We start from the raw sequence: 21,894 nt of genomic DNA on the forward strand, positions 1-21,894 counted from the left end.
CCCCAAGAACGCATCTTAGGGGCATTTTCCGTGCGCAAAACTCCTAGTCGGCTTTGACTGCCAGCACCGGGCAGTCCGCTTCCAGCAGGATCCGTTGGGAGACGCTGCCCATGATGAGCTTTCCAACGGGGCTGCGCCGACGCAGTCCGATCACGATCAGATCCGCGTCGTGTTCATCTGCGGCATCCAGGACCTCGGCCGCCGCGTCATGGCCACGAACCGGTTGCGTGATGGTGTGGCTGATGCCTTGCGTTGCAAGCCGTTGCTCGATTCCCTGGATGTCCGGCTCCTGGGCGTAGCGGTTGTCCACCAGGGCATCGCCCTTCGAGGAATTGATGACGAGGAGGTGGTTGTTGCTCTTCTTTGCCTCGGCGATGGCCTGCGTCAGCGCGGCCTCACCTTCCGGCGTGGGGACGTATCCCACCACGATGGTCATGGGTTCTCCTGTTTCTTGGTGTTAGTCGCTGTAGTCCGCAGCACCGGAATTGGCGGGAAGCAGCGGGTCCTTGGCTGGACGTTTGGGCCGGATGAGCTTGTACGCAAACGGCCAAACCAGCACGATCGCAACGATGATGTACACAACGATCGCGATCGGCTCGCTGAAGAGCCCGGCGGGGTCGCCGGCGCTCAGTTGCAGGGTCTTGCGGAGTTGGCCTTCGATCCGCGGGCCGAGGATGACGCCGAGGATCAAGGGCAGGACAGGTAGGCCGAAGCGGCGCATCATGAAGCCCAGGGCACCGAGGACCAGCAGGATCACCAGGTCGAACGCCTGCAGGTTCACCGAGTAGGCGCCCAACGTGGCGAAGAACAGGATTCCTGCGTACAAGTAGGGCCGCGGGAGTTGGAGCAGTTTGGCCCACAGCGGAGCCAGCGGCAGGTTGATGAGCAACAACAGCAGGTTGCCGATGAACAGGCTGGCGATCAGGGCCCACACCAGCGGTCCCTGGCTGGCAAAGAGCTGCGGTCCCGGCTGGATGCCGTAGGTGGTGAACGCTGCGAGCATGACGGCGGCCGTTGCGTTGGTGGGCAGGCCCAGCGCCAGCATGGGGGTCAGGGTGCCTGCGGCGGCTGCGTTGTTGGCGGCTTCCGGACCGGCGACGCCCTCGATTGCACCCTTTCCGAATTCTTCAGGGTGCTTGCTTAGCCGCTTCTCCGTGACGTAGGAGAGGAAGGTGGGGATCTCCGCTCCGCCTGCGGGAAGCGCGCCGAACGGGAAGCCGAACGCGGTACCGCGAAGCCAAGGCTTCCAGGAACGGGCCCAGTCCTTCTTGCCCATCCAAGGACGGCCCACGGGGATGATGTGCAGCGGGCTGCGGCGGAGGTGGGCGGCTACCCAGAGGGCCTCACCAACAGCAAAGATGGCGACGGCGACAACCACAATGTCCAGGCCGTCGGCCAGGAGCGGCTGGCCGAAGGTCAAACGGCGCTGGCCGGTGACCGAATCGATGCCCACCAGGCCGATGGCCAGTCCGAGTGCCAGTGATGCGAAGCCGCGGAGCCTGGACGAACCAAGGACTGCCGTGACTGCGAGCAGGGCCAGGACCATGATGGCGAAGTAGCTGGGGGCGCCAAGGCTGACGGCGAACTTGACCACGATCGGCGCGAAGACGGCCAACAAGGCGGTGCCGATGGTGCCGGCAACGAACGAGCCGATGGCTGCCGTGGCCAGCGCTTGGGCGGCCCGCCCGGCCTTGGCCATCTTGTTGCCTTCAATCGCTGTGACAACGGAGGATGACTCACCCGGGGTGTTGAGCAGGATGGAGGTGGTGGAACCGCCGTACATGCCGCCGTAGTAGATGCCGGCGAACATGATGAAAGCGCTGGTAGGTTCCAACGCGTACGTCACGGGCAGGAGCAGGGCCACGGTCATGGCCGGTCCCAGGCCGGGGAGGACACCAACGGCGGTGCCGAGGAGTACGCCGATCATGGCGTACAGGAGGTTCATGGGGGTCAGGGCGGTGGCAAAACCGTCCATCAGCGAGGACAGGACGTCCATCAGAGGATTCCTTCCAGAAGCCCGGCGGGCAGTGCAATGCCCAGGCCGAGGTAGAAGCCGTAGAAGGTCAGCAGGGAGAGTGCCAGGGCAATCAGGCCGTCACGGACATAGCGCCGGCTGCCCAGGGCCAAAACGCTGCCCCAGAAGAGGAGAGTTCCGGAGATCACCCATCCGGCCCAGTCAATGAGCAGGATGTTCAGGATGAAGGCGCCCGCCAAGGGGAGGACCGTCTTCCAATCGGCGGGGTGCGCCAGGTCGACGTCTTCGCCGCCTTCGGCTTCACCCTTGCCGCCGCGGAGGACGTTGATGGCCAGCAGCACGGCACAAACCAGCAAGAGGCCTGCGACGATGAACGGCACAGTCTTGGGCCCAACCGGGTCCGATTTGGAGTACGGGGTGGCCAGGCCGTTGGCGTCCAGGAAGACCAGGACCCCGGCCGCGCCGAGCAGGAGGGAAACTCCCAGCTCGGCGCGGCCCTTGAGGCCTTTTACTGCAGTGCTCACGCCAAGCCAAGCTTGGTGAGGACGTCGGCCACCCGCTTGTCCTGGTCGGTCAGGAAGGTCTGGAACTCGTCACCGGTGATGAAGGCGTCCGTCCAGCTGTGGGTCTTCAGGGCTTCCTTCCATCCTGCGGATTCGTGCATCTTTTCAAAGGCCGCGATCAGGGACTTCTTGTCCTCATCGCTGATGCCCGGAGGTGCCACAACGCCACGCCAGTTGGTGAAGACGAGGTCGATGTTGGACTCCTTGAGCGTTGGTGCGTCCACGCCGTCCAACCGCTTTTCGCCGCTGGTAGCCAGAACGCGGACTTCGCCGGACTTGATCTGCTCCAGGTACTCGCCGGCTCCGGACGCTGCGAAGCCCAGCTTGTTGCCGAGGATCGCAGGCAGGAGGTCCCCACCGCCGTCGTAGGAAACGAAGTTCACCTTGGTAGCGTCGATGCCCACGGCACCGGCCAGCTGCATGGGCAGGAGGTGGTCCGGGCCGCCCGGCGAGGAGCCGCCGCCCACGGAAATGGAAGCGGGATCGGCCTTCCATGCCTTCACCAGGTCATCGATGGTCTTGTACGGGGAGTCCTTGCTGACCATGATGGCGCCGGGTTCCTCGATCAAGCGTGCCAGGGGAGTGGTCTGGGTCAGTTTGGATTCCGACTTGTTGGTGTAGCTGGCTCCCACCACGCCCAGGCCCATGAGCATGGCCAGATCGCCGTTGCCCTTCTCGTTGACCACGCGCGCCAGGCCCACGGTGCCGCCTGCTCCGGCCAGGTTGAAGACCTCGGTGTTGCTGGCGATCTTTTCGTTGTCCAGGACCTTGGCCGCGGCCCGGGCGGTGGTGTCGTATCCGCCGCCGGGGGTGTTGGGGACCATGATTTGCAGACCGCTGATGGGTTTGGCCGCACCGGTGCTTTCGGTGCCGGTGGAGCTCTTGCTGGTGGCACCACAACCGGTAGCCATCAGGGCGATGCCGGCTGCAACGGCGGCAATGCGCAATGCGCGGATCTGGCGCATGATGTTCCTCTTCTCAGTGAAAAAAATTCTTCATCGAATCTCTGTGCAGGTTCCCTCGGGTTCCTGCCCTGCGGTCGATGCTAGGACGGCCGGTGACGTGGATCACCCTTGTGTTCGCAGTGATCTTTAAGTTCATTGCGTTCACGCAGTAAGAGGCAAAAAGACCCGCTCAGGGGTATAGTTCCGGTACTCCATGGCGGATGTCCCGTGAACGCATCGAAGCCCATCGGCATCCGGCAAACCTGGAAATCACCCAAAGGACCAAGCAGTGACCCGACTGGCTCGAAGAAGAGGCATGTCCCTCGCCGGACAGTACCTTCTGCTGCAGCTGTTGATCGTGCTCGCCGTGCTCGTGGCCGTCGCAGCTATTTCGCTGGCTGAATCCGCCGCCGCCTTCGAGCGCACCGAGGGGCGCAGGGCACTGTCCGCTGCCGAAGCGTTGGGGAACAACCCCACCGTCCGTGAACTGCTCCCGACGGCGGAACCCCGCGCCGGTTCCGCCCTTCCGGCCGTCGCCGAGTCGGTACGGACAGTCTCCGGCTCGGGCCAGGTTGCCCTCGCGAAACTGGACGGGACGGTGGTCACCGCCTCCGATCCCGGGTTGGTAGGCAAAATTCTGCCCCTTGGCGACAGCCGGGTGAAGGAAGGCCGGGCCTGGACCGGAGTCCTCGCCGGCAGCACCGGCCCGGTCCTTTCCGCCCACGTGCCGGTCCTGGACGATTCCGGTGAAATGATCGGCATAGCCTCCATCAGCCGTAACTACCCCTCAACCCTGGAAAGACTCGGCGACGCCGCGCCCAACCTCCTGACCTACCTCGGCGTGGCCAGCATCCTCGGTGTTGCGGGTTCGCTCTTGTTGTCCCGGCGCGTCAAGCGGCAGACCCTGGGCATGGAACCACGCGAGATCACCGGACTCGTGGAAAACCGGGAGGCCATGCTGCAAGGCCTGAAAGAGGGCGTGGTCGCTTTGGATCCCCACGGGCGGATTACCGTGGCCAACCAGAGCGCCCGGCAACTCCTGGGGCTTCCCGAGGATTGCGTCGGACAGCGACTCGCCTCGCTGCCCGTCGACCCGGCGCTCAAAGTGGTGCTGGCCAGGGACCAGACGGACCCGGACCAGTTGGTTCTGGTGGGTGATCGGCTGGTGGTCATGAACAGGGTTGCGCTCACCTCCCGCGGAAGGGACATGGGTTCGGTCACGACGCTCAGGGACCGGACGGAAATGTCCTCTTTGGAGCGCGAACTCGGGGCAACCCGGACAGTAACCAACACGCTCCGTGCCCAGGCCCACGAGTTCGCCAACCAGCTCCATGTCATCTCCGGGCTGCTTCAACTGGAGGAGTACGAATCCGTGATCCAGTTCGTCAACGGCGCCACCGTGGACCGCACCAGGCTAAATGATGAAGTGACCAGCAGGATCCAGGACCCGGCGCTCGCGGCCTTGTTGATTGCCAAGTCCAGCCTCGCTACGGAGCGCGGGGTGGAACTGCAGCTTGATCCGGGATCCGCGCTGCCGCGCGTAGCGGAGGAACTTTCCCGCGACCTCACTACTGTGGTCGGGAACCTGGTGGACAACGCGTTCGACGCCGTCACCGGACTCCCCGGGGCAACGGTCAGCGTCTTGGTGGTCGAGTCCGGTGACGAGGTCAGGGTCACAGTCCGGGACAATGGTCCCGGGATTCCCGACGGCGATGCCGAACAGATCTTCTCGCAGGGCTTCTCCACCAAGGAGCCAGGGCCCGGGGATTCCCGGGGTTTCGGCTTGGCCATCTCCCGGGTTATTTGCAGGCGCAGCGGCGGCGATCTGTCGGTATCGAACCATAACGGTGCCGTGTTCGCTGCGCGTTTCATGAAGGAGGCAGTACGCCCGTGATCAAGGTCCTGATTGTCGATGACGACTTCATGGTGGCCAAAGTGCATGCCGGCTTCATTCAAAGGACTCCGGGATTTGCCGTTTTGGGAGTGGCGCATACGGGCGCGCAGGCCGTGCTGGAAACACAACGGTTGCAACCGGACCTTGTGCTGCTGGATATCCACTTGCCCGACGCCAACGGACTTGACCTCATGCACAGGCTACGGGAGGTGGCTCCGGACCTGGACGTCCTGGTGATCAGTGCAGCCCGCGAAGTGGAAACGGTGCGCAAGGCCCTCCGCGGCGGCATTGTCCACTACCTCATCAAGCCCTTCTCCCAGGCCGACCTCCAGGAGCGGCTCGAGCATTACCTGCACGCGTACCACGGCCTGGACTCTTCAAAAGCCGAAGCTGAGCAATCCGACGTCAACAGGGTTTTTGGGCTGGGAACCTCCGAGCGGACGCTGCCCAAGGGGTGCAGCGTGGAGACCCTGGAACGGGTGGAGGAAACACTGAAGGCTGCTTCCGGGGATCTGTCAGCCGCCGAAGTCGCAGAAGAACTTGGCACATCGCGGGTGAGCGCGCGGCGTTATCTTGAGTACCTCCATGATGCCGGCGCCGTTGACGTGAAGCTGAAGTACGGCGTCGGACGTCCGGAAAGGCGCTACGTGCTCAAGGGGCGTTGAGTGCTTTTACTTGCTCGCCTTGGCGATGCGGATCAACTCCGCGGCAGTCCCCTCGGGGCGTCGCTCGGGCAGCCAGACAGCCCGCAGTGAACGGGTGAGATCCAGCCCTTGGACGGGCACTGCCACGAGTTGGCCCGTGGCAAGCTCCGCCGTCACAGCCAGTTCGCTCAGCACAGCCACCGCCGAACCTTCAACGGCGGCCGCTTTGACCGCCACCGTGCTGGCAAGTTCCATGCTCGTTGCCGCCAACGGGGTGCCGGACCGCTCCAACGCCCGGACCAAGGTGTCGCGGGTTCCCGAGCCGACTTCGCGGAGCACCAACTCCGCGGCAATCAGTTCGCCGGGCTCCACGGGAGTGCGTCGCCGCGCCCATGGATGGCTCGTTCCGACCACCACAACCAGCTCGTCGCGGGCCACCGTAGTTGACGCCACAGTGCGCGGAACTGTGGGGGTTTCCACGAAGCCCAAGGGGATTTTCCGTGCAGCCAATTGCTCAAGGACTTCTCCCGAATTCCCTACCGCCAAGCTCACGTGCAGGTCCGTGTGTGCCCTGCGGAAGCGTGCCAGCCAGCGCGGTGCGAGGTACTCGGCGATGGTCAGGCTGGCCGCAACCGTAAGGTGGGCGGCCTGCTCCGCTGCCAAGGACCGGGCGCCAAGGATCATCCGGTCCATCGCACCAAGTGCCTCGCGGGCCCAGGCAGTCACCACCTCCCCTTCGGTGGTGACCCGTGAACCGGCCGGAGTCCTGACCACAAGGGTGAGGCCGAGTTGGCGTTCCAGCCGGGCGAGGGCACGGCTGGCGTTCGGCTGGGCCATCCCGACGCGCCTAGCCGCAGCCCCCAACGAACCGGTCTCCGCCACCAGGACAAGGATTTCCAACGCGGTCAGGTCCGGGCGGTTGCTCATGCTTGGAAGATATGTGCGCCCCTTAGCTCATGTCAATTGCGCATGGGTTCAGGCCTAAAGGGCGGCTACCGCCGGGAGGGGATTCGGGGGAAGGTGGAACCATGAGCACAATACGGCCGCGGACCTCCGCCGCATCGGAAGCCACTGCGACCCCCGGGTGGGGCGGGCGCGGCGGACGTGGCGGCCGGCGTCGTGGGCCTGTCCGTTCCCTGGCGCCCGGGCTGGCAGCGTGCGTCGTGGCCTTGGCCCTGGCGTTCGGCATCCACGCCTTACTGCCGTCACTGCCCGCTATGACTCTGGCGGTGGTCCTCGGCATCGCAGCGGCAAACCTGCCCGGCGTCTCGGGATGGGTTGACGGATCCTGGCAACCCGGCCTTCGATTCGCGGGCAAGCACTTGATGCGTGCCGGCATCGTCCTCTTGGGCCTGAAGCTCAGCCTCGGGGACATCGCGGCCCTCGGCTGGCAGTCCTTTGCGCTCATCGTCGCGGTAGTACTGCTCTCCTTCGCGGGTACGTACGCCTTGGGCAAGCTCTTCAAGCTCCCCGGCGACGCACCTCTTCTCATCGCCACGGGATTCTCTATTTGCGGTGCCTCGGCCATCGGTGCCATGGCAGCGGTCCGGGGAACGAAGCACCAGGACACGGTGCTGCCCGTGGCCCTCGTAACCCTGTGCGGCACCTTGGCCATCGGCACGCTTCCGTTGCTCATGCACCCCCTGGGCCTGGATGCCGTGACGTTTGGCCGCTGGGTTGGTGCATCGGTTCACGATGTGGGACAGGTGGTGGCTGCGTCCCAGACGGCCGGTGCTGTTGCACTCAGCGCCGCGGTGGTCATCAAATTGTCCAGGGTGGTCCTGCTGGCTCCGATCGTCGCCACCGCAGGTCTGTTTGAACGACGACGGCGGCGGGCAACGGCCGCTGCAGCGGACCATGCGGGCACGTTCCCGCCGATCGTCCCCCTGTTCGTGCTGGGCTTCCTGGCCATGATCGCCGTCCGCAGCCTCGGCTGGGCTTCGCCGGCGGTGCTCGACTTCGGAAACCTGGCGCAGGAGATCGCCCTTGGACCAGCCCTCTTCGGCCTGGGTTCCTCGGTGCGCGTGCGTGAACTCCTGCACGCCGGACCGCGGTCCCTGGTCATGGCTCTGTTCGCGTGGGCGTTGATTGCGGCTCTGGGCCTCGGAGCTGTTGTGTTGGCTGGTTAGCTGGGAACGTGGGCCGATCTGCCAGCGAATATGGCCTTTCTTGCCGTAGATAATTCTGATGACGGGTCACTGGCTGGGTTGTACACCGATCCGAGCGCCCGACTGCTCCGAATCTCTATACATGACTAGGAACAGGCGCAGGATCCGGGATGCCAAGGGTATGGCCGCGTTGGCAGGGGTGGTATCGGCCGCGGTTGTTCTGGCAGTCGCGGAGTTGGTCGGTGCGTTCTTCACGGCCAGGGCAACGCCGTTGTTCGCTCTGGGGGCCACCTTCATTGATTTCACGCCGCCGTGGTTGAAGGATTTCGCGATCGCAACGTTCGGTACCAATGACAAGGCCGCCCTCTTGGTTGGGATGGGCCTGACCATTGCGGTTCTGGCGTGTGTGTTGGGTGTGGTTGCCTACCGGAAGTGGGCGTTGGGGGTCCTGGGCGTGCTGTTCATGGGTGCCGTGATCGTGGCCTGTGTCCTAACGCGGGCCGGGGTGCAACCCGCGGACGCTATTCCATCCATTGCAGGAACTTTTGCCGGGCTGGCGGTCCTGCGCCTGCTTCTCCTGCCGGTGTGGCGGTTGAAGGCTTGGCCGGAAATCCCGGCGGATATGGCAACCGACGCCGACACTCCCGACGGCGGCCGCGTCACCAGCCGCCGTCGCTTCTTTGCCGCTGCCGGTGTGACGGCGGCGGCGGCCGGTATCGCTGCTACCGGTGGCCGGTTGCTGAGCGCGGCCCGGAATAACATCGCCCAGGCCCGGGATGCACTAAGGCTTCCTGTGCCCTCCAGGCCAGCTGCCCCCGTACCGGCGAATGTCCAGTCGCCGGTGAAGGGTGTGTTGCCATGGTTGACGCCGAACAAGGATTTCTACCGGATCGATACAGCCTTGAGCGTTCCCGAAATCAACGTTGAGGATTGGGAACTGCGGGTCCATGGGATGGTCGAAGAGGAGATCACGCTGACTTTCCAGGACCTGCTCGACGCGGAGCTGATCGAGTCGCACGTCACGCTCACCTGCGTCTCCAACCCGGTGGGCGGCAAATTGGTCGGTAACGCGAAATGGCTTGGGATGCCCCTGCGCGATGTCCTGGCCAAGGCACGCCCGAAGGAGGGCGCGGACATGGTCCTGTCCCGCTCCATTGACGGGTTCAGCGCCTCCACTCCGTTGGAAGTCCTGCAGGAGGCTGGCCGGGATGCGATGCTGGCCATCGGCATGAACGGCGAACCCCTGCCCCTCGAACACGGCTACCCGGTGCGCATGGTGGTTCCAGGACTGTACGGCTTTGTCTCCGCAACCAAGTGGGTCGTCGACCTGGAAGTCACCCGCTTCGCAGACAGCAAGGCCTACTGGACCGAGCGGGGGTGGTCCGAGCGGGGACCTATCAAGACCATGGCGAGGGTGGACGTCCCGGCGTCCTTTGCGAAACTGCCGGCCGGGAAGGTCGCTGTCGGTGGCACCGCCTGGGCCCAAACCCGGGGCATCACCAAAGTGGAGGTGCAGATAGACGACGGCGACTGGGTGGAAGCCACGCTGTCGGACGAAGCGTCCACCATCACGTGGAGGCAGTGGTCGTACGAGTGGGACGCAACGCCCGGCAACCACTATGTCAGGGCCCGCGCGACGGACGGCACCGGCGAAGTGCAGACAGACAAACGCGCCGATCCCGTACCGGATGGAGCCTCCGGCTGGCCCTCAGTCATGGTCACTGTGGAATAGGGCGCGTGAAGCACCCCTTGCTGCTTGCCAAAGGCTGCTGGCCTAAAGAGGGGCGGGCATGACGCCGTTTTCACGGTGACGGTCACGCCCGCCCCTCTCTTCCTAGCCTTGGTTGAACGCTGCGTCGAAAGAGGTTTGCGAGGCGGGGAAGTCGAACTTCTTCAGGGCAGCGAGGGCTTCGGGGGCGCCGTGGAGGCGGTCCATGCCGGCGTCTTCCCATTCGATGCTGATGGGGCCGTTGTAGCCGATCGCGGACAGGGCGCGGAAGGAGGCTTCCCAAGGCACGTCGCCGCGTCCGGCGGAGACGAAGTCCCAACCGCGTCGGGGGTCGCCCCACGCGAGGTGGGAGCCCAGGACGGTGTTGCGGCCGGTTTGGCGGACCTTGGTGTCTTTGCAGTCCACGTGGTAGATCCGGTCTTTGAAGTCCCAGATGAAGGAGACGGGGTCGACGCCTTGCCACATCATGTGGGAGGGGTCCCAGTTCAGGCCGAATGCTTCGCGGTGGCCGATCGCCTCCAACGTGCGCTGAGTGGTCCAGTAGTCGTAGGCGATCTCGGACGGGTGGACTTCGTGGGCAAACCGGACGCCGTTCTCGTCGAAGACGTCCAGGATGGGGTTCCAGCGGTCGGCGAAGTCCTGGTAGCCGGCGTCGATGACTTTTTCCGGGACGGGCGGGAACATGGCCACGTACTGCCAGATCGAGGAGCCGGTGAACCCCACTACGGTGTCCACCCCCAAAGCCTTGGCGAGTCGGGCGGTGTGTTTCATTTCTTCGGCGGCGCGTTGGCGGACGCCTTCGGGGTTCCCGTCGCCCCACACCTTCGGGCCGACGATTGCTTCGTGGCGGAAGTCGATGGGGTCATCGCAGACGGCTTGGCCTTTGAGGTGGTTGGAGATGGCCCAGACTTTGAGGTTGTACTTGTCCAGGAGTTCGAGCTTGGATTCGACGTAGCCCGGTTCATCCCAGCGCCAGGCGTCCAGGTGGTCTCCGGAGACGGCGATTTCCAAGCCGTCATAGCCCCAGCCCGAGGCAAGCTTGGCGACTTCCTCGAGGGGGAGGTCGGCCCACTGGCCGGTGAACAGGGTGTACGGGCGGGGCATGGTCAGGCTCCTTCGGTGGTGCTGGACAGTTGGATCAATGAGCTTTTGGCGGCTGCGGACTCTTCGATAGCGGCCAGGACGTGCTGGACGTTCAGACCCTCCTCGAACGACGGCGACGGTTGGGTTCCGTCCTGGATGGCCAGGAGGAAATCGCGGACCTGGTGGGTGAAGGTGTGTTCCCACCCGATGATGTGTCCTTGCGGCCACCATGCCTCAAGGTACGGGTGTTCGGGTTCGTTGACCAGGATCCGCCGGAAACCCTGTTCCCGCACGGGAACGGTGGCGTCCAGGAAGCCGAGCTCGTTGAGGGCTTCGAGGTCGAACAGGATGGTGCCCTTGTCGCCATAGATCTCAAGTTTGAGGGAGTTCTTTTGTCCCGTGGCTACACGGGAGACTTCCACGGAGGCGATTGCTCCGGAGGTGAGGGTCAGCGTGGCCCAAGCGGCGTCGTCGACCGTTACTTCTTCCAGTCCTGCCTCGCCGGGGCGGTGGTCAACGAACGTCTGGAGGCGGCCGGTGACCTCGGTGACGGCGTCGCCGAGGAGGAAGAGGACCTGGTCGATCGCGTGGGAGGCGATGTCCCCGAGCGCTCCCGAGCCCGCTGTCTCCTTGCGGAGCCGCCACGTCATGGGGGATTCGGCGTCGGAAAGCCAGTCCTGGAGGTAGGCGGCGCGGACGTGGCGGACAGTGCCGAGCCGGCCCTCCACTATCAGCTCCCGGGCCAGGGCCAGTGCGGGGACGCGCCGGTAGTTGAAGCCGATCATGGACTGCACGCCCCGGGCGCGGGCCTTCGCTGCGGCGGCGGTCATGAGTTCGGCCTCGGCGAGGGTATTGGCGAGGGGTTTTTCGACCAGGACGTGTTTGCCGGCTTCGAGGGCGGCGACGGCGATTTCAGCGTGCATCCAGCCGGGGGCGCAGATGTCGATGACGTGGATGTCGTCCCGCTCAATGACTTCACGCCAATCGGTCGCCGATTCGGCCCAGCCGTACTTGGCGGCGGCTTCGGCCACCTGGGTTGCGTCCCGGCCCACGAGCACTTTCTGCTCAAAGGCCGGGACGTCGAAGAAACTGGCCACATTCCGCCATGCATTCGAGTGGGCCTTCCCCATGAAGGCGTAACCGATGGCGGCCACGCCCAGGGGGCGGGCTGTGCTGCTGTCCTGCGACAGCGCTGGCGTATGCGCCGTGTTCATTGTGATGCTCCTAAAGAAGGGCCGGATGGCCGGGAGGACTCCCGGCCCCGGAGATGGTCGTTGCTACTTGACGGCGCCCGCTGAGAGGCCGGCCACCAGGTGCCGCTGGACCAGGATGAATCCGATGAGGACCGGCAGGCTGACCACGACCGATGCGGCCATGAGCTGGTTCCAGAACACGTCGGATTCGCTGGCATAGGCCTTCAAACCGAGGGACAGCGTCTTGGTGGCCTCATTGGTCAGGACCGAGGCGAACAAGACTTCGCCCCATGCCGAAATGAATGAGTAGACCGCGACGGCGATGATGCCCGGCTTGGCCACCGGAAGGATCACGCGGAACAGCGCGCCCATCCTTCCCGTGCCGTCGATCATGGATGCTTCCTCCAACTCCTTGGGAATGGAAGCAAAGTACCCGCTGAGCATCCAGATGGCGAACGGCAGGGTGAACGTCATGTAGGTGATGATCAACCCGAGGTAGGAACCCTGGAGCTGCAGTCCGGTGATGTTCCGGATCTGGGTGAAGATCAGGTACAGCGGGAGCAGGAACAGGATGCCGGGGAACATCTGGGTGGACAGGACGGTCAGGCTGAAAACGCGCTTGCCCTTGAACGGCAGCCTCGCGATCGCGTAGGCCGCCAACACAGCGACTGTTACGGAGAACGCAGTGGCGGCGATGGTGATGACGAGGCTGTTCTGGAAGTACTTGGCCAACGGCACGGTGGTCCAGATATCAAAGTACGGAGCGAGCGTGATTTCGCGGGGGATCCACTGGAAAAGGCCGGAAACGTCCTTCAGCGGCTTCAAGGAGGTGGACACTACGACGAACAGCGGTACGGCGACCCAGAGGGACAGGATGGTCAGGACCACGTTCCTCAGGATCCGGAAGTTGCGGGTCTCAATCATTGTCGGCTCCCTTGGGCAGCACCATGCGGATGTAGAAGACAGAAGCGATGAACAGGGCGATCAGCAGCAGGACGCTCATGGCTCCGCCCAGGCCGAAGTTCCAGCTGCCGAACGAGTTCTGGTAGATCAGCGGCGAGATGAGTGTGGCTTCCTTCGGCGACGTGGCACCGAAGAGGACGAACGGAATGTTGAACTGGTTGAAGGTCCACAGCGACATCACCATGAGGAGCACGCCGTTGGCCGGGCGCACCATGGGCAGGGTGATGGTGCGGAACTGCTGCCACAGGGTTGCGCCGTCAATGGCTGCTGCCTCGTAGACGTCGTTGGGCACGTTTTGCAGGGCGGCCATGAGCATCAGGAACGCGAAAGGCCACAGCTGCCAGACGTTGACGATCACCATGGCGCCGAAGGAGTTTTCACCCAGGAGCCAGAAGGGCCGTTCGTCGCCGAAGAGGTGGAGTGTGTCCACCAGGATCTGGTTCACGGCACCGTCGCGCTGGTTGAACATGAAGGCCCAAGCGATGGTTCCGACGTACGCAGGAAGGGCGTAGGGGACCAGGAAGAAGGTCCGCAGGATGGCGCGGCCCTTGAAATTGGAGGAGAGGAACACTGCGCCGGCCATGCCCAGGACCCAGGAGAAGCCCACCACCAGGATGGTGTAGCCCAGGGTGCGGCCCACGGTGCTGAAGAAGGCCTGACCAATGGTGCTTTCCGGGTTCAGGCCGTTGATGAAGTTCTGCAGGCCGACGAACGGGGCGTTGAGCCAGTTGGTCAGGTTCAGCTGGGTCAGGGAGATGAAAGCGATCCAGACACCCAGGAGCATGGGGCCGATGTGGATCAGGAGTTCAAGGAGGGCGGCCGGGGCGATCAGGCCGTAGGGGAGGAAGGAACGGCGCCGCTTCCGGGGCGCAGGCGCGGCGGTGGCTGGCCCGCCGGGCTCAGGATTGGCAGCGTTGGTGCTGCCTGCAGCGGTCTTGCCGCTGTCCAGCGTTGAGTGGGACATCGAAACTCCTTTGCCGGAGCGGGGGCACCACCGGCAGTGGTGCCCCCGCCCGCGAGGCGTCGTTACTGGGCCGCGGCCATCTGGTTGTTGGCGTCCTTCAGGGCCGCCTTGATGTCGTCTTCGGAAACAGTTCCGGTTGCTGCCTTGGCAAAGAGGTTCTTGATCGCGGTACCCGTGAGGGTCTCCATCTGCCCTTCCTTCGCGATCAGCGGCATGGGCAGGGAGTGGTTGGCCAGGGCATCGTTCTTGGCCTTGACCTCCTCGGTCTGGAACGCAGCGTCCTTGGAGGCTTCGGTCACCACCGGCAGGGAGGAGTATGCCTTGTTCAGGGCAACCTGCTCCTCATCGCTGGTCAGGAACGCGGCAAGCTTGATGGCGTTCGCCTTGTTCTTGCTGTTCTTGAACACACTCAGGTTGATACCGGCCACGTGGCTTTGGGTGGCGCGGTCGCCCGTCGCGTCGGCGGTCATCATGGGGACGGGGGCTACGCCCCAGTCCTTGAAGTCGCGTGCGGCGAAGTTCTTCAGCGGGCTCTGGTCGAACATCATGGCTGCCTTGCCGTTGATGAGGTTGTCCACCTTCTGGGCGCCCTGGCTAAGTTCGGCGTCCGACGGCGACATCACCTTGTCCACTGCCATCAGGTCGACCCACTGCTTGACACCAGCCACCTGCGGATCGCTGTCGAACGTCGGCTTGCCGTCCTTGTCGAAGAGCGTGCCGCCGTTCTGCAGGCCGCGGATAAAGGCCTGGTGGGAGTTGGCGGAAACAGATGCGCCGGCAGCGGTGAAGCCCCACTGGTCCGGCTTGCCGTCGCCGTTGGTGTCCTTGGTCAGCTTCTTGGCGTCAGCGACGAATTCTTCCCAGGTCACAGGAGGCTTTTCGATGCCTGCTTCCTTGAACATCTTCGTGTTGTAGTACATGTTGTACGCCAAGCCGTAGAGCGGGATGGACGTGGGCGTCTTGCCCTCGGCTCCACCGGTGGACCAGCTGGTCTGCAGGAAGCGGTCCTTGCCGCCGATCGCGTCCAGGAGCTCACCTTCCACGGGCTCGAAAGCACCCGTCTCCTGCAGCGTCACGGCCCACGTGTTGCCGATGTTCAGGACATCCGGACCGTCGCCGCTGGTGACAGCCGTCAGGATGCGGTTGTAAAGGTCGGTCCAGCCGATGACTTCCAGCTTGACCTTGACTCCTGTCTTCTCCGTGAAGCGGTCCAGGCTGGGCTTCAGCTTTGCTGCGGTGTCGTCAAGGCTGTTGCCCTGGTCCGACGCCCAGTACGTGATGGTGTCGGAGGAGGCCTGCGTATTATCTCCGCCGCCACACGCGGTCATGCCCAATGCGAGCGCGGCCGTGGCCGTCAGCGCCGATAGGACTTTCAGGGGGTTCTTCATTGTTGCTCCGGTTTTCTCGTCGTCGAGTTGCCTGAGGGGATGGGATCAGGCCGAAAGGGTTGCTGCGGTGGGGTCCCAGTCCTCGGGGAGGGCCGGTACCTTGGCTGCGGAACTTTCCACATCCACAAAGGCGCGGTTATCGATCGACTCCGAGATGGAAGCCATGGTGTCCAGGATGTGGAACGCGAGTTCACCCTGGGCCCGGTGGGGACGGCCTTCACGGGTTGCCCGGGCCATCTCCAAAACTCCCGCACCCCGGCTGGCGGTGGAACCCACGGAGGGCACTACCGTCCAGTCGTCAGAGCCAAGGGTGCAAATCCTGACGTCGCCGTCGAACATGTTCGGGTCCGGGAAGGCGATGGTGGCTTCGGTGCCCGTGATCTCGACGAACCCGGCGCGTTTCAGCGGTGAGTCGAAGCTGAAAATGCTCTGGGCGGACTCGCCGCCCTCGAACTCGAGGATGGAGCTGACATGCGTGGGGACCGTGACCTCGAAGCTTTCCCCGGCCTTGGGCCCGGAACCGATGATGCGCGATTCGCGGGACTTGGATCCGAAGGCGGCCACGCGGCGGATGCTGCCGAAGGTCTGCACCAGCGTTGTGAGGTAGTAAGGGCCGATGTCGAAGAGGGGTCCGGCGCCGTCCTGGAAGAGGAAGGCCGGGTTGGGGTGCCATGACTCAGGTCCCGGTGACTGCATCAGGGTCAGAGCGGTCAGCGGGGTGCCGATGTCTCCGCGCTCGATCATCCGCCGCGCCGTCTGCAGCCCGGCACCGAGGAAGGTGTCGGGAGCACAGCCAAGGCGTACACCGGCAGCGTCCGCGGCCTTCAGCAGGCCAAGCCCGCTTTCCCGGTCCAAGGAGAAGGGCTTCTCGCTCCACACGTGCTTGCCGGCGTTGACGGCGAGGGTAGCCACCTCGACGTGGGCAGCAGGAATGGTCAGGTTGATGACGATTTCGACCGCAGGATGGCCGAGGACGGCGTCCACACCTCCGTGGGCGGGAATTCCGTATTCGGCAGCCCGGGCTGCCGCTGCTTCCTCGAACAGGTCGCCGATGGCGAGGACCCGTACATCGGGGAAGCTGGTGAGGTTGTCCAGGTACTGCTTGCTGATGACGCCGGCGCCGATGATGCCGACTCCCACGGGACCTGAACCCAGTGGACCGAACGCTGCTCCTGCGGCGTGGCTCATGCGGAGACCTTTCCTGCGCTGAGGTAGTTGTAGCTGTCGCGGACGGCCTCGAACATGTCGCCCTGGAAGTCGTCGAGTTCAACAACGCCGGCTTCCAGGGAACCTGCTGCTGCGAGGACGTCCCAGATGGGCATCTTTCCGTCGCCGACCGCCAGTTGGCTGGAGGGGTCGGAGGTGACGGGACCGTCCTTGATGTGGATGAACTTCACGCGGTCACCGAGTTTGGCCAGGAGTTCGGCCGGATCCTGTCCGCCCACTGCGGCCCAGTACGTGTCCAGTTCCAGGACCACTTCGGGAGCGAGGTTGTCGGCAAGGTGTTCAATGGCGGTCTTTCCGTCAATGACGGACTCAACTTCCCACCAGTGGTTGTGATAGCCCACGCGGACGCCGTATTCCGCGCCTTTGGCCGCGGCCGCGTTGAGCTGTTCTGCGGTGGCTTTGATGTCTTCGATGCTGTTCCAGCGCTCGATCGGAACGTGCGGATCGATCACGGTGCCGATTCCCAGCTGCCGGGCCGCTTCGAAGATGGCGTCCTGGTCATCGCTCAGCAGGGGAGCGTGCCCGGAGGGTGCAGTGAGGTTGTTTTCGGCAAGTGCTTTCTTGAGTTCCGCTGCCTTGGCAACGAACCGGTAGGGCTCCACCATGGTGAACCCGATGTCAGCCAAACGTTGGATGGTTCCAGCAAGATCCTCTTCCAGGGCCTTCCGGACCGTGTAGAGCTGGATCGAGTATGACACTGTCTCTCCTCGTCGTTGTGGTTTGAGCGCAGATCGACCCTGGTGATAACCACCATTTGCGGTCGTGATGTGCTGTACCTCACAACCTAGGGGGACTTTTGCCGAGCGTCAAGCAAAAGTTGAAAATACGTCGGCGTTCTTTTGCCGCGTGACACGCATAACCATCCGTGCTATCACTGATTCATGACTTCAGCCCCCGCGAACGACGCCGGAAAAGAGCCCTCTGCGCCGGAGGCCGGAAGTCTTTCCCGCGCTGGTGACCTCTTCCAGCTGCTCCGTGACGGGCAGGCCCGCACCCGCGCCGAACTCGCGCTGACCACCGGACTCGCGCGCTCCACCGTTGCGTCCCGCATCGACGCACTCATCAGCTCCGGGCTCGTAGGACCCGCGGGCGAGGCAAGCTCCAGTGGCGGGCGCCCGCCGTCGCGCTTTGCCTTCAACCCGGCCGCCCGCGTGGTCCTGGCTGTCGACGTCGGCGCCACGCACGTGATCGTTGCGGTCACGGACCTCGGAGGAAAAATCCTTGCCGAGCAGCGGCTCAAGCAAGACGTCTCCGACGGCCCGGACATCGTGCTGGGGCGCGTCATAGCCGCAGGCAAGGAACTGCTCGCCGAGGCGGGACGGGAAATGGGCGACCTCGCCGGCATGGGCATTGGCTTGCCCGGACCCGTGGAACACGACACCGGCCGGCCTGTGAAGCCGCCGATCATGCCGGGTTGGGACGGGTTCGACGTCGTCCCTTACGTCCAGCGCTCGCTGCCTGTCCCGGTTTTGGTGGACAACGACGTGAACATCATGGCACTCGGCGAACGGACCGCTTACTGGCCGGAGCACGAGAACTTCCTGTTCATCAAGGTGGCCACGGGCATCGGTGCCGGCATCATCAGCAGCGGAGAGCTGCAGCGCGGCGCCAACGGAACCGCCGGGGACCTGGGCCACGTCCGCGTACCCCGCGGCGACGAGGTGCTGTGCCGTTGCGGCAACTACGGGTGCCTCGAAGCGCTGGCCTCAGGTCCCGCCGTCGCGCGCCAACTCCACGAGCTTGGGCTGGACGCGTCAACCGGCGCCGACGTGTTGCGGCTGGTCGGTGAGGGGAACCTGCAAGCGATCCAGGCCCTGCGGCAGGCGGGGCGAGACGTCGGGGATGTCCTGGCCACGGTGGTCAACCTGCTGAACCCGTCCATGATCGTGATCGGCGGCAGCGTCGGCGAGGCCGGGGAACATCTCGTGGCCGGTATCCGCGAGGTCGTGTACAGGCGTTCCCTGCCGCTGGCCACCACCCACCTGCGGATCGGCATCTCCATGGCCGGGGACCGCGCTGCCATCCTGGGCGCGAGCCAGATGGTTACCCAGTATGTCCTGTCTCCCGCGGTGATCGAAGCCACGCTGCAGGCAACCGGCTGAGCTGTCTTTTTTCGGGGCTGGGCGGCGCCGTGATAGCAATGAAACTGATGAAAACGTTTCCTGAGATCCTGCGGTCCGTTCCGTGAACCAATTGCTTGCCAAAGTTCCGCGCGGTTGGCTGATCCTTGCCTGCATCGGACTCATCGCCCTCAACATGCGCGGGCCGTTCGTTGCCGTTGCGCCGGTGGTGGACTCGCTGCGCGTGGACCTTGGATTCTCGCCGGTCGAGTTGGGCTTGCTGACCGGCATTCCCGTGCTGTGCTTCTCGCTCGCATCCCCGCTGGCATCCCTCGCCGGACGGCAGTTCGGGGCCGAATTCGCCGTCATGCTTACCCTGCTGGGAGTGCTGGCCGGCGTTGTGGTGCGCTCCAGCGGGGGAGGCGTGCCCGTGATGGTGGGTACGGTGCTCATCGGCGTCGCCATCACCATCGGCAACATCGCAGTGCCCTTGATCATCCGTCGCGACTTCGCCCCACGCAGGCAAGCCACGGCCATGGGCGTCTACACCGCGGCGTTGAACATCGGCTCGTTCCTGACGTCCGTGATCACTGCGCCGCTCGCGGATCTGCTGGGCTGGCGGTTGTCCCTCGCCGCCAGCGCCCTGCTGGCGCTGGCTGCGATCGTGTTTTGGATTCCTACCGTTGGTGTCCGCCGCGCCCTGGTTCCGGCGCCCGTGCCCGCTGCTCCGCCGTCGGGTTCCGGACGGGTGGCCGGCGTCCGATGGCTGATAGCCGGGCTGACTGTTGGCTTCGCCGGGCAGGCGTTCTCCTATTACGGCGTCACGGCGTGGCTGCCCAGCTTCCTGTCCGATGAACTCGGGATGGGTACCGCCGAGGCCGGCGCAGGGTCCTCGCTGTTCCAGATCTTCGCGATTGTGGGCGGCCTGGGCGTTCCGCTCCTGGCCCGCTTCACCAGTACGACGACGGTCGCGGTCACCTTGAGCGCGCTGTGGCTGAGCGTTCCCGTGGGCCTGCTGCTGGCCCCGCAGCTGTGGTGGCTCTGGTCCTCGATGGGCGGAGTAGCCCAGGGTGGCGGCATCACGGTGATCTTCATTGCCGTCATCAGGTTCGCCCGCGACCAGGCCTCGGCCGGCAAGATGTCCGCCGTCGTGCAGGGCGTTGGCTACTGCTTTGCCGCGCTTGCTCCCACAATCGTTGGCTACGTCCATGACGTGTCCGCAGGGTGGACCGCGCCGCTGCTGGTCATCCTCGGCTCGGTCCTCGCGTTCTGTGTGTGCACCACGCTGTCGGTGCGCTGGGTCGCCCGCCAGCCTTAGCCCAACTGGGTCGCAGTTAAGCACGTTCTGAGCCCTCAAAACGTGCTTAACTGCGACCCAGATGGGTGGTTTTTCCGGTGCTGGGCTGCCTCCCCGGCCTTCGGGGTCACTTGTTGCGAAGAGTGCAGGCAGCCCAGCGTCGGGGCTTTCGGTTTGTCGTTCCCAGGCGTTGCTGCTCCTAGGCGGCGACGAGTTCTTCAGCCGTCGCTTCTTCCCGGGCCTCGGTGAGGTAGCGGGCGTACGCCGGGATGGTCAGGAACGTGGGGAACTCTTCCGTGAGGGTGACTTCTTCGAAGATGCTGCGGGCGTCTGCGAAGCGGTCTCCGTCGAAGCGTTCCAGGCGGGCGAATTCCTCATCCAGCATGTCCTGGACCCATTCGCGGGAGATGATATCGCCGTGTTCGGTGATGGCGTGGGAGTGGATCCACTGCCAGAGCTGGGAGCGGGAGATCTCGGCAGTGGCGGCGTCTTCCATGAGGTTGTGGATGGCCACTGCGCCGTTGCCCCGGAGCCAGGACTCGATGTAGCGGATGCCCACCTCGATGTTCTGGCGGATGCCGGCCTCGGTGATGGTGCCCTGGGTGCTGGCGATGTCGATCAAGGCGCGGTCATCCGGGGTCACGTCTTCGCGGCTCTTGGTGAGCTGGTTGGGCGCCTCGCCGAGCACCGAGTCGAAGACTTCGCGGCACACCGGTACCAGGTCCGGATGGGCCACCCAGGAACCGTCAAAACCGTCGTTGGCTTCGCGGGTCTTATCCGCACGGACCTTCTCGAAGGACGCGGTGTTGGCTGCCTCGTCCTTGCGGTTCGGTACTGCTGCCGCCATGCCCCCGATTGCCATGGCGCCGCGGCGGTGGCAGGCCCGGACCAGCTGTTCGGTGTAGGCGCGCATGAACGGCTGGGTCATGGTCACCTGCCCGCGGTCCGGCAGGACGAAACGCGGCCCGCGGGTACGGAAGTTCTTGATCAGGGAGAAGATGTAGTCCCACCGGCCGGCGTTGAGACCGGACGCGTGGTCGCGGAGTTCGTAGAGGATCTCCTCCATTTCGAACGCGGCGGTGATGGTTTCGATCAGCACCGTGGCCCGGATGGTTCCTTGCGGGATGCCCAGCAGGTCCTGGGCCAGGATGAAGATGTCGTTCCAGAGCCGTGCTTCGAGGTGGTTCTCGATCTTGGGCAGGTAGAAGTAAGGGCCCTTGCCCTGGGCGAGGAGGCGGCGGGCGTTGTGGAAGAAGTAGAGCCCGAAGTCCACGATGCCGCCGGCGATCGGCTTGCCATCGATCAGCATGTGCTTCTCCGGCAGGTGCCAGCCACGGGGCCGGACCACGATGGTGGGCAGGTCCTCGGCGGCCTTGAGCTTGTATTCCTTGCCTTCGGGGGTTGTGAAGTCGATCCGGCGCTCCAAAGCGTCAGTCAGGTTGAGCTGGCCCTGGATGACGTTGCGCCACGTCGGAGTGGAGGAGTCTTCCATGTCCGCCAGCCACACCTTCGCCCCCGAGTTCAGGGCGTTGATGGTCATCTTCTTGTCCACTGGTCCGGTGATTTCCACGCGGCGGTCCTCCAGCCCCGGGGCCGGGGGAGCCACCCGCCACGACGGGTCATTCCGGATGGCCTCGGTCTGCGGCAGGAAGCGCGGATCCTGGCCGGAGGAGATTGCGTTGCGGCGTGCGTGCCGTGCCTGCATGAGTTCGTGCCGGCGCTCGGCGGTGGCCCGGTGCAGCTTGCCGACAAACTCAAGCGCGTCCGGAGTCAGGACCTCGCCCTGCCGGCAAATGGGCTGCGCAGTCAAAGTGATGCCGTTGATGGTGAAGTTGTCGGTGAAGCTGTTCATTGGAGTTGTC

19 protein-coding genes are annotated in these 21,894 nt (G+C 64.6%); 6 read left to right on the forward strand and 13 right to left on the reverse strand.

Annotated features, from left to right (window positions below; translation table 11 throughout):
- Nucleotides 1–43 precede the first annotated feature (43 nt).
- The 4 genes from QN084_RS14700 to QN084_RS14715 are packed head-to-tail and all read right to left on the reverse strand — an operon-like array spanning nt 44 to nt 3,503.
- Nucleotides 44–436: a universal stress protein gene (locus QN084_RS14700; RefSeq protein ID WP_062095095.1), complete on the reverse strand. Its 393-nt coding sequence runs from the start codon at nt 434–436 to the stop codon at nt 44–46.
- A gap of 21 nt (nt 437–457) precedes the next feature.
- Nucleotides 458–1,996 (reverse strand): tripartite tricarboxylate transporter permease, encoded by a 1,539-nt coding sequence (locus QN084_RS14705; protein ID WP_069696324.1) that lies wholly within the window; start codon nt 1,994–1,996, stop codon nt 458–460.
- Nucleotides 1,996–2,499: a tripartite tricarboxylate transporter TctB family protein gene (locus QN084_RS14710; protein WP_021471631.1), complete on the reverse strand. Its 504-nt coding sequence runs from the start codon at nt 2,497–2,499 to the stop codon at nt 1,996–1,998. The genes QN084_RS14705 and QN084_RS14710 overlap by 1 nt, the downstream gene beginning before the upstream one ends.
- Nucleotides 2,496–3,503, reverse strand: coding sequence for a Bug family tripartite tricarboxylate transporter substrate binding protein (locus QN084_RS14715; protein WP_285750264.1), 1,008 nt, complete (start codon nt 3,501–3,503; stop codon nt 2,496–2,498). The genes QN084_RS14710 and QN084_RS14715 overlap by 4 nt, the downstream gene beginning before the upstream one ends.
- 295 nt (nt 3,504–3,798) lie before the next feature.
- Here QN084_RS14715 and QN084_RS14720 point away from each other — a divergent pair, with 295 nt between their 5' ends.
- Together QN084_RS14720 and QN084_RS14725 are read left to right on the forward strand one after the other, a co-directional pair.
- Nucleotides 3,799–5,376, forward strand: coding sequence for a sensor histidine kinase (locus QN084_RS14720; RefSeq protein WP_069696325.1), 1,578 nt, complete (start codon nt 3,799–3,801; stop codon nt 5,374–5,376).
- A complete protein-coding gene (locus tag QN084_RS14725; protein ID WP_021471628.1) occupies nt 5,373–6,041 on the forward strand; it encodes a response regulator in 669 nt (222 codons plus the stop codon). Before QN084_RS14720 ends, QN084_RS14725 begins: the two co-directional genes overlap by 4 nt.
- 6 nt (nt 6,042–6,047) lie before the next feature.
- Here the strand turns inward: QN084_RS14725 and QN084_RS14730 are convergent, their stop codons facing one another.
- Nucleotides 6,048–6,947, reverse strand: a complete 900-nt coding sequence (locus QN084_RS14730; RefSeq protein WP_069696326.1) for a LysR family transcriptional regulator — start codon at nt 6,945–6,947, stop codon at nt 6,048–6,050.
- Between the two features lie 101 nt (nt 6,948–7,048).
- Here QN084_RS14730 and QN084_RS14735 point away from each other — a divergent pair, with 101 nt between their 5' ends.
- Together QN084_RS14735 and QN084_RS14740 are read left to right on the forward strand one after the other, a co-directional pair.
- Nucleotides 7,049–8,149 (forward strand): YeiH family protein, encoded by a 1,101-nt coding sequence (locus tag QN084_RS14735; protein ID WP_083261812.1) that lies wholly within the window; start codon nt 7,049–7,051, stop codon nt 8,147–8,149.
- Nucleotides 8,150–8,270: 121 nt separating this feature from the next.
- Nucleotides 8,271–9,860: a molybdopterin-dependent oxidoreductase gene (locus QN084_RS14740; protein WP_069696327.1), complete on the forward strand. Its 1,590-nt coding sequence runs from the start codon at nt 8,271–8,273 to the stop codon at nt 9,858–9,860.
- 102 nt (nt 9,861–9,962) lie between these two features.
- Here QN084_RS14740 and QN084_RS14745 read toward each other — a convergent pair whose 3' ends face one another.
- The 7 genes from QN084_RS14745 to QN084_RS14775 form a co-directional block, all read right to left on the reverse strand.
- Nucleotides 9,963–10,961 (reverse strand): sugar phosphate isomerase/epimerase family protein, encoded by a 999-nt coding sequence (locus QN084_RS14745; RefSeq protein WP_182264035.1) that lies wholly within the window; start codon nt 10,959–10,961, stop codon nt 9,963–9,965.
- A 2-nt stretch (nt 10,962–10,963) separates the two neighbouring features.
- Nucleotides 10,964–12,154, reverse strand: coding sequence for a Gfo/Idh/MocA family protein (locus QN084_RS14750; RefSeq protein WP_021471623.1), 1,191 nt, complete (start codon nt 12,152–12,154; stop codon nt 10,964–10,966).
- A gap of 63 nt (nt 12,155–12,217) precedes the next feature.
- Entirely contained in the window at nt 12,218–13,057 is an 840-nt protein-coding gene (locus QN084_RS14755) for a carbohydrate ABC transporter permease (RefSeq protein ID WP_069694634.1), read from the reverse strand.
- Complete coding sequence (locus tag QN084_RS14760) at nt 13,050–14,060, reverse strand: carbohydrate ABC transporter permease (RefSeq protein ID WP_083261938.1); 1,011 nt, start codon at nt 14,058–14,060, stop codon at nt 13,050–13,052. The genes QN084_RS14755 and QN084_RS14760 overlap by 8 nt, the downstream gene beginning before the upstream one ends.
- A 62-nt stretch (nt 14,061–14,122) precedes the next feature.
- Nucleotides 14,123–15,448 (reverse strand): ABC transporter substrate-binding protein, encoded by a 1,326-nt coding sequence (locus tag QN084_RS14765; RefSeq protein ID WP_021471620.1) that lies wholly within the window; start codon nt 15,446–15,448, stop codon nt 14,123–14,125.
- A gap of 45 nt (nt 15,449–15,493) precedes the next feature.
- Nucleotides 15,494–16,636 (reverse strand): Gfo/Idh/MocA family protein, encoded by a 1,143-nt coding sequence (locus QN084_RS14770; RefSeq protein WP_069694635.1) that lies wholly within the window; start codon nt 16,634–16,636, stop codon nt 15,494–15,496.
- A complete protein-coding gene (locus QN084_RS14775; protein WP_021471618.1) occupies nt 16,633–17,373 on the reverse strand; it encodes a sugar phosphate isomerase/epimerase family protein in 741 nt (246 codons plus the stop codon). The genes QN084_RS14770 and QN084_RS14775 overlap by 4 nt, the downstream gene beginning before the upstream one ends.
- A 183-nt stretch (nt 17,374–17,556) precedes the next feature.
- On the opposite strand from QN084_RS14775, the gene QN084_RS14780 reads away from it, so the two are divergent.
- Entirely contained in the window at nt 17,557–18,777 is a 1,221-nt protein-coding gene (locus QN084_RS14780; protein WP_062095110.1) for an ROK family transcriptional regulator, read from the forward strand.
- Nucleotides 18,778–18,859: 82 nt separating this feature from the next.
- Nucleotides 18,860–20,053, forward strand: coding sequence for an MFS transporter (locus tag QN084_RS14785; protein WP_069694636.1), 1,194 nt, complete (start codon nt 18,860–18,862; stop codon nt 20,051–20,053).
- 178 nt (nt 20,054–20,231) lie between these two features.
- Here QN084_RS14785 and aceB read toward each other — a convergent pair whose 3' ends face one another.
- Nucleotides 20,232–21,884: a malate synthase A gene (aceB, locus tag QN084_RS14790; RefSeq protein WP_069694637.1), complete on the reverse strand. Its 1,653-nt coding sequence runs from the start codon at nt 21,882–21,884 to the stop codon at nt 20,232–20,234.
- Nucleotides 21,885–21,894 lie beyond the last annotated feature (10 nt).

Source organism: Paenarthrobacter sp. R1, from assembly GCF_030264015.1.
Classification (GTDB): domain Bacteria; phylum Actinomycetota; class Actinomycetes; order Actinomycetales; family Micrococcaceae; genus Arthrobacter; species Arthrobacter ureafaciens.